Raw genomic sequence first — 6,806 nt, 5'->3', positions numbered from 1 at the left:
GGACGGCATCGGCATCCCGGCTCAGGTCAAGTCCGCGGAAGGCACCGCCATCCCGGACGACTTCGGGCCCGCGGACCGCGCCAACGGCCCGGCGCCGGACTTCGCGTTGTACTGCTGCCCGCGCCCCGAGGAGAGCCGGCCCGCCGATGTCCTCGCCGTCCTGGAGGCGGTGCGGGGCACCGTACGCGCGTGGCTGGCCGACGAGCATCCGTCCGGCGGCGCCCGGACGCGACTGGTGATCGTGACCAGGGGTGCCACCACGACCGGGGAGCACACGCTGACCCAGGCCCCGGTCTGGGGCCTGGTGCGGGCAGCGCAGGCCGAGCACCCGGACCGGCTGGTGCTGCTGGACATCGACGACACGCCCGCATCGCGCCAGACGCTGACGGCCGCGCTCGCCTCCGGGGAGTCGGAGTTGGCGCTGCGTGGCGGCGAGGTCCTCGTACCCCGCTTGGTGAAGGCGACCGGGGCGGCCGGGCCCCGACCGGAGCCGGCCGGCGGCACGGTTCTGATCACCGGTGGCACCTCGGGGGCGGGCGCGCTCGTGGCCCGTCACCTCGTCACCGCGTACGGGGTCAGGCGTCTCGTGCTGACCGGCCCGCCCGGCGTCACGGGCGTCGAGCACGACCTCACCGACCTCGGCGCGGCAGTCACCGTCGTCCCGGTCGACCCCGCCGACCGGGACGCGCTCGCCGGCCTGGTCGACGCGCTGGAGGCGGAGCACCCGCTGACGGCCGTGGTGCACTGCGCGGGACCGACCGACCCCGCCCTGTTCGACGCGCTGACCGGCGAGCAGCTCGCCGCGGCGGTGCGCGCCACCGCGGAGCCGGCCTGGCACCTGCACGAGCTGACCCGCGACCGCAACCTGGCCGCGTTCGTCCTGCTGTCCTCCTCCGCCGGGCTGATGCACGGCCGGGGACAGGCGGGCCTCGCCGCGGCCGGTACCTTCCTCGACGCGCTGGCGGCGCACCGGACCGCGCAGGGCCTGCCCGGCCGTTCCCTCGCCCTCGGCCCGTGGGAGGAGGCGACCGACGAGGAGGAGCGCGAGCTCCTCGCCCGCGTCGGACTGGCGGCCATGACCATGTCCGACGGACTCGCCCTGTTCGACGAGGCGTTGCGGGCGCAGGCCGCCGCCTCGGCCCCGGTCCGGCTGGAGCGGACCGTACTGCGGGCCGGGCCTCAGGATCTTCCGCCGGTGCTGCGCGCCCTCGTGCGGACCCCGGCCCGTGCGGCCGGCCGCCGGGGCGCGGGTGCTGACCTGCGCCGTCGCCTGACCGGGCTCGACGCGGCCGAGCGTGCCCGCGCCGTGCTGGAGGCGGTACGCGCGCACGTCGCCGCCGTGCTCGGACACCTCTCGCCGGAGGCGGTCGAGCCGGACCGGGCGTTCCAGGAACTCGGCTTCGACTCGCTGGCCGCGGTCGAGCTGCGCAGGCGGCTCAGCGAGGCGACCGGGCTGGACCTGCCCGCCACACTGATCTTCGACTATCCGACGGCCCGCGGTGTCGCCGAGCACATCGACGGCGCGATCGACCCGTCGGGCGGCGACCCGGCACGGCCCGCCCTCACCGAACTGGACCGGCTGGAGGCGGCGCTCGTGGCCCTCGATCCGGCCGAGGGCGGACACGAGGCGATCACCACACGGCTGGAGGCGTTGCTGCGCAAGTGGCGCGACTCCCAGGGCCGTCCGGTGACCGACGAGACCGGCCCCGACCTCGACACAGCCACCGACGACGAGCTGTTCGACGTTCTCGACAACGAACTCGGCATCTCCTGAACCGGCGTTCCTCCCCTGCGAACAGCGAGATGAGCTGAAGTGTGATGAGCAACGACGACAAGCTGCGGGACTACCTCAAGCGCGCCACCGCCGAACTGCAGCAGACCAGGCGGCGGTTGCGCGATGCCGAGTCCCGGTCGCACGAGCCGGTCGCGATCGTCTCGATGAGCTGCCGCTTCCCCGGGGGGATCACTTCGCCGGAGGAGCTGTGGGACATGGTGGCCGAGGGCAGGGACGGCATCTCCTCCTTCCCCACGGACCGGGGCTGGGACAACGACGCCCTGTACGATCCGGAGCCGGCCACGACCGGCAGGACGTACTGCCGTGAGGGCGGGTTCCTGCACGACGCCGGGGACTTCGACGCCGACTTCTTCAAGATGAGCCCGCGTGAGGCCCACGCCACCGACCCGCAGCAGAGACTGCTGCTGGAGACCTCCTGGGAGGCGCTGGAGCGGGCCGGGATCGACCCGACCTCACTGAAGGGCAGCCGCACCGGTGTCTTCGCCGGCGTGGTCTACCACGACTACGCGGTGGGCGGCGGCACCGCCGGGATGGCCAGCGTCGCCTCGGGCCGAGTCGCCTATGTGCTCGGCCTGGAGGGGCCCGCGATCACCGTGGACACGGCGTGCTCCTCCTCCCTGGTCGCCCTGCACTGGGCCGTCCGGTCGGTGCGGGCGGGCGAGTGCTCGATGGCCCTGGCCGGCGGGGTCACCGTGATGGCGCACCCGTCGTCCTTCGTCGGCTTCAGCCAGGACCGCGGCCTTGCCCCCGACGGCCGCTGCAAGTCCTTCGCCGCGGCCGCCGACGGCACCACCTGGTCCGAGGGCGTCGGCATGATCCTGGTGGAGCGGTTGTCCGACGCATTGGCCAACGGACACCCGGTGCTCGCCGTGATCCGCGGTTCCGCGGTGAACTCCGACGGCGCGTCCAACGGTCTCACCGCACCCAACGGACCCTCGCAGCAGCGGGTGATCCGGCAGGCCCTGGCCGACGCGCAGTTGTCCACCGCCGACGTCGACGCCGTCGAGGCACACGGCACGGGCACGGTGCTCGGCGACCCCATCGAGGCGCAGGCGCTGCTCGCCACCTACGGCCAGGACCGGCCCGCGGACCGGCCGCTGTGGCTCGGCTCCTTCAAGTCCAACATCGGCCACGCGCAGGCCGCGGCCGGTGTCGGCGGTGTCATCAAGATGGTGCAGGCCATCCGGCACGGCGTGCTGCCGCGCACCCTGCACGTGGACGAACCGTCTCCCAAGGTGGACTGGTCCGCGGGCGCCGTCCGGCTGCTCACCGAGCGGACCGCCTGGCCCGAGGCGGCCCACCCGCGCCGCGCCGGCGTGTCCTCGTTCGGCATGAGCGGCACCAACGCGCATGTGATCATCGAACAGGCCCCGAACGAACCGGAGCCGACGGCCCTCGCCGGCGAACCCGCCTCCGCGGTTCACGCCGATGGACCAGCCTCTCCGACCGCCCCTGCCGCTGAAACCGCCTCCGCGGCGGCCCGTGCCGAAGACCCCACCCGCCCGGCGCCCACAACCGACGTCGTCCCGCTGCCCCTCTCCGCCCGCACGGCGACCGCCCTCGCGGCCCAAGCCGCCAAACTCGCCGACCACCTGACCGACCACCCCGCGCCGACCCTGCTCGACCTCGGCTTCTCGCTGGCGACGACCCGTGCGGCGCTGGAACACCGCACCGTGGTGATCGCAGCCGACCGCGACGAACTGGCCCGCGAACTGCGCGCCCTGGCCGAGGGACGGCAGAGCGGAGCGGCCGTCGGCGCGGTCGCCGGACGCGACGGCCTGACCGCCTTCCTGTTCACCGGGCAGGGCGCACAGCGCCTCGGCGCCGGCCGTGAACTGCACGCCGCCCACCCCGCGTTCGCCGCCGCCTACGACGTGGTCGCCGCCGAACTGGACAAGCACCTGGACCGGCCGCTCGCCGAGGTGATGTGGGGTGAGGACGAGGAGCTGCTGAACCGCACCGGGTACGCGCAGCCCGCCTTGTTCGCGGTGGAGGTGGCACTGTTCCGGTTGCTGGAGTCCTGGGGGATACGGCCTGACTTCCTCGCCGGGCACTCCATCGGCGAATTCTCCGCCGCACACGTCGCGGGAGTGCTGTCCCTCGCCGACGCCGCCGAACTGGTCGCCGCCCGCGGCCGGTTGATGCAGGCTCTGCCCTCCGGCGGCGCGATGGCGGCGGTGCGGGCGAGCGAGGAGGACGTACTGCCGCTGCTCACCGACGAGGTGGGGATCGCCGCGGTCAACGGCCCCCGGGCGGTCGTCATATCGGGCACCGAGGAAGCCGTGGCCGCCGTCACCGCCGTCTTCGAGGCACAGGGACACAAGGCCAAGCGCCTCGCCGTGTCGCACGCCTTCCACTCGCCGCTGATGGAACCGATGCTCGCCGGCTTCCGGGCGATCGCCGAGAAGATCGCGTACGGCGAACCCCGCATCCCCGTCGTCTCCACCCTCACCGGCGAGCCCGCGGCCGCCGGGGATCTGCGTTCGGCCGACTACTGGGTGCGCCACGTACGGGAGACGGTCCGCTACCGCGACGCGGTGCGCGCCCTTGAGGCCAAGGGCGTCACCACCTTCCTCGAACTCGGCCCCGACGCCGCCCTCTCCCCGATGGGCACCGACTGCCTGACCGCCGACGAGGACTCCGCCGACCGAGCGGTCTTCGCGCCGGTACTGCGCCGCGGCCGGGGCGAGCAACGGGAGCTCGTCACCGCCGTCGCGCTCGCCCACGCACGCGGCACCGCCGTGGACTGGGCCGCCTTCTTCGCCGACCGGGGAGCACGCCGGGTCGAACTGCCGACCTACGCCTTCCAGCACCGTCGCTACTGGGCCGACACCGCCGCACCGGCCGTGGAGAGCACCGCGGCGGCTGGGGGTCCCGCAGAGCCCCTCTTCCAGGACTTCTGGGACGACGTCGAACGCGAGGACACCGACGCACTGGCAGAACGGCTCGGCCTCGACGCCGCGGCCCTCGACCCGGTCCTGCCCGCGATCTCCGCCTGGCGCCACCGCCGTCACGAGGAGTCCGCGGTGGACGCGCTGCGCTACCAGGTGACCTGGGCGCCCGTCCCGGACAGGTCCACGACCCGGCTGACCGGCACCTGGCTCGTGGTGGCGGACAACGGAAACGGCCGGCCGGCGGCGGCGCTCACCGCCGCCCTCGCGGACCGTGGCGCGGACGCGGTCCACGTCGAGGCGGACGGCGCCGACCGCGCCGTACTCGCTGAACTGCTGCGCGCTCGGACCGAGGGTGCCGAGCCCCCCGCGGGCATCGTGTCCCTGCTGGCCCTCGACGACCGCCCGCACCCGCATCACGCGGCGTTCTCCCAGGGCTTCGCCGCCACCGTCGCCCTGGCGCAGGCGCTCGGCGACCTCGGGTGGAGCGCGCCGCTGTGGTGCGTCACCAGCGGCGCGGTGGCCGTCGGCGGCCCCGGTGAACTCACCGCACCGACGCAGAGCAGCGTGTGGGGACTGGGCACCGGGCTCTCCCTGGAAACCCCGCGGACCTGGGGCGGCCTGATCGACGTACCGTCCGGCGAGAACATGACCGACGCGGACCTGCGCCGCCTGTGCGACGCCCTGTCCGGGAACACCGGCGAGGACCAGCTCGCCGTCCGGCCGCACGGCATGTCCGCCCGCCGCATGGTGCGCGCGGCCGTGCCCGAGAGCGGCCAGGACCCCTGGTGCCCCCGCGGCACCGTACTGATCACCGGCGGCACGGGAGGTCTCGGCGCCCATGTGGCCCGCACCCTCGCCACGCACGGCGCACAGCACCTCGTCCTCACCAGCCGCCGCGGCCCGGACGCGGCCGGCGCCGCGGAACTCGCCGCCGAACTCACCGAACTGGGCGCCACGGTCACCCTCGCGGCGTGCGACGTCAGCGACCACGCCGCGCTGCGCACCCTCCTCACCACCCTCCGCGAGGACACCGAACAGCCCCTCACCGCCGTCTTCCACGCGGCCGGGGCCGCCCAGCGGATGGCCTCGCTCGGCGAGCTGACCCTCGACGAGATCGACGAGGTCGCCGCGGCGAAGACACTCGGCGCGCGGGCCCTCGACGACCTGCTCGACGACACCGCGCTCGACGCCTTCGTACTGTTCTCCTCCGGCGCCGCCCTGTGGGGCAGCGCCGGACAAGCCGCGTACGCCGCCGCCAACGCCTTCCTCGACGGGCTCGCCCACCGGCGCCGGGCGCGCGGCCTCGCCGCCACCTCGATCGCCTGGGGCTCCTGGGAAGGCGGCATGGTCGACGCCGAACTCGCGGCGATGATGCGGCGCATCGGCGCCCCCGCCATGGACCCCGCCCAAGCCGTCGCCGCGCTGCGCCGGGTCCTCGCCCTCGGCGACTCGCACCCCGTGGTCGCCGAGTTCGACTGGACCCGCTTCGCACCGACGTACACACTCGCCCGCCCCCGGCCCCTGCTGGACGCGCTGCCCGAGGTCCGCTCCGCCCTTGACGACGGCGAAGAGGACGACACCTCCGCCGGGTCGGAGCTCGCCGAGCAGCTCGCCGCCCAGTCCGAGGCCGAGCAGCGCAGGACCCTGCTGGACCTGGTGCGCTCCCACGTCGCCGCGCTGCTCGGCTACGAGGACCCGGCGGACATCGAACCCGGACGGGCCTTCGACGACCTCGGTTTCGACTCGGTCGCGGCGGTCAACCTGCGCACCAGGCTCAACGCCGCCACCGGCCGCAAACTGCCCACCAGCATGGTCTTCGACCACCCGACCCCCGCCGCGCTCGCCGGCCATCTGCGCTCCGAACTCCTCCAGGACGGCGCCACCGGAGTCCTTGCGGTCCTCGCCGGACTGGACCGCTTCGAGGAGGCGGTCACGACGCTGACCGCCGAGGAGATCGAGGGCAACAGGATCACCGGCCGCCTCCAGGCCCTGGTGGCGCGACTGACCGACACACTCGCCGCGCCCGGCGACGACGTCGGCGGACAGCTCGAAGCAGCCTCCGCCGACGAACTCTTCGACTTCATCGACAAGGAACTCGGCCTCGCCTGATCGAGTGC

At 74.3% G+C, this 6,806-nt stretch carries 2 protein-coding genes; both read left to right on the top strand.

Features of this window, described 5'->3' with window-relative positions; genetic code table 11:
- Positions 1 to 1,774 (top strand): KR domain-containing protein (locus ABZZ79_RS07015; protein ID WP_356687293.1); only part of this gene is annotated, 1,774 nt, incomplete at its 5' end.
- Between the two features lie 44 nt (positions 1,775 to 1,818).
- Positions 1,819 to 6,798 (top strand): type I polyketide synthase, encoded by a 4,980-nt coding sequence (locus ABZZ79_RS07010; RefSeq protein WP_356687291.1) that lies wholly within the window; start codon positions 1,819 to 1,821, stop codon positions 6,796 to 6,798.
- Positions 6,799 to 6,806 lie beyond the last annotated feature (8 nt).

The organism is Streptomyces sp. NPDC006458, from assembly GCF_040612135.1.
Lineage (GTDB): Bacteria > Actinomycetota > Actinomycetes > Streptomycetales > Streptomycetaceae > Streptomyces.
The sequence above is the reverse complement of the archived record's forward strand: the minus strand, read 5'-3'. Positions and strand labels throughout refer to the sequence as shown.